This is a genomic window from Persicitalea sp. (assembly GCF_041751555.1).
In the GTDB taxonomy this organism is placed as follows: Bacteria; Bacteroidota; Bacteroidia; order Cytophagales; family Spirosomataceae; genus Persicitalea.
Map to the genome: position 1 here is coordinate 1 of NZ_JBGSXF010000506.1, position 1,791 is coordinate 1,791.

The window sequence follows — 1,791 nt, forward strand, 5'->3', positions numbered from 1 at the left end:
ACTCGTTTCCAAAATGATGCGGATGCCCATTCAGGCCAACAAGGCCATCGTGGGTCGCAACGCCTTTGCGCACTCGTCGGGCATTCACCAGGATGGATTTTTGAAGCATTCGCTCAATTACGAAATCATGAACCCGCACGACGTGGGCGTTGATAAGTCCGACATTTTGCTAACCGCCCGCTCGGGCCGTCACGCTCTGAAACACCGCATGGAACTATTAGGCTTTACCTACGAGCAGGAGGCGCTCAATGAAGTTTACGATCGCTTCCTGGAGGTAGCCGACGTCAAGAAAGAAGTGAACGATAAGGACTTAGTAGACCTGGCCCAGGCCTACGCTGCCGTTTAGGGGTAGTTTTTGGTTGGCTACTGTGGAAAACAATTTTTGTTGGAAAAGGTATTAATAAATAGCGTGGATTGCTACCAACACGTTTCATCACCCCAAGAAACCCTCAACTCTCCACCCGCACCGGCGTACCGGTCCACTGTCAATCGAATAACAATGGCTCAACCAAACCTGAATCTTATCGAAGCCCTGCGCCGCACGGCTAATAAACTCAAGAAAGGCGCACCCTATCAGTGGGGTCATATGGGTAGTTGCAACTGCGGCAACCTGGCGCAGGAACTTACTACGCTCACCAAAGCCGAAATTCACCAACACGCTCTGGCCGTTGGGCGCGGCGAATGGCAAGAGCAACTGAATGACTACTGCCCCACGAGTGGTCTGCCGATGGATCTGCTCATCACCGATATACTTGAATCTGGACTCACATCCAGCGATTTGCAACACCTGGAAAGACTAACCGACCGCCGAATACTGGAACGCCTCCCCAGGGAAAAGCGGTACCTCCGCCACAACTTCCGCGACGATGTGGTACTTTATATCAGTACCTGGGCGGATTGGCTGGAAGAGCAGCTTTTGAACACGATTATACTGCCCTCTTTGGGAGAAGTAAAGAAAGAAGAATACGCCTAGAAACTTGGCTTTGATTGTTGTATCGGTCAAAAAATAGCCCCGCCAAAGATGTTGGGGCTATTTTTTTGTAAGTTACTTCTGAAATCTTGATTTCAAAAAGCCGGATCATCAAACTTTACTTTTTCGTAATTCTTTTGAATCGATGGCGCACTCCGTAGAAAGGGATAAATCCTAGCAAATACTCTTTCAAAGTCATCCTGAGGTGGCGCATTCTGAGAATTGCAATAATTGGGATGTAAACGATGACGACAAATGAGAACAAGATTTGACGTACTTGGTCGGAATTCGCATCAGGTACCATTTCGGGCAAAATTCCCAGGACTGCTGCTGCTAAAATAAGCAGAGCCCAGTATTTGGGTAGTGTCATATTCTTCATCTTGATTGAAAATTGTTTAAGTGGACATTTTGCTTACTCAAGATAGGGTTTTTCTTATTTTTAACCAATAATTTGTAATCCTTTTTTAAATATTTAAAACCCTTCATCCTTAATCTCTTTCTCCGTAATCGCCCCATACTTCTTCACCGCGTCGCGGATTTCATCGGCTTTCCCAACCAGAACGAATTGCAGTTTTTCTTTGGGGAAGTACTTAGCGATGATGTCGTTGGCTTGCGCTACGGTCAGGCCATCTACTTTGGTCTGGAAAGTGTTGATGTAGTTTTCGTCGAACCCGTACGTAAACATATCCGTGAGCAATCCCGCCAACGCGCCCGCCGACTCGTAATTGGGGGGGAAGTCGCCCTTCACATAGGCTTTGGCCGAGGCCAGGATTTCTTCGTTCAGCCCCGAGCGGTGCAGACTGTCAAGTACCTGCAACGCC

General features: G+C 47.9%; 1 protein-coding gene and 2 pseudogenes. 2 read left to right on the forward strand and 1 reads right to left on the reverse strand.

Annotated features, from left to right (window positions below; translation table 11 throughout):
• Both ACEW8P_RS18000 and ACEW8P_RS18005 read left to right on the forward strand, forming a co-directional pair.
• Nucleotides 1–346: pseudogene (locus tag ACEW8P_RS18000) on the forward strand (2-isopropylmalate synthase); the annotation flags it as partial.
• A 153-nt stretch (nt 347–499) separates the two neighbouring features.
• Nucleotides 500–973 carry a hypothetical protein gene (locus ACEW8P_RS18005; RefSeq protein ID WP_373514462.1) on the forward strand — a complete coding sequence of 158 codons (474 nt, stop codon included), beginning with the start codon at nt 500–502 and terminating at the stop codon, nt 971–973.
• 469 nt (nt 974–1,442) lie between these two features.
• Here ACEW8P_RS18005 and ACEW8P_RS18010 read toward each other — a convergent pair.
• Nucleotides 1,443–1,791, reverse strand: a pseudogene (locus ACEW8P_RS18010) (insulinase family protein); the annotation flags it as partial.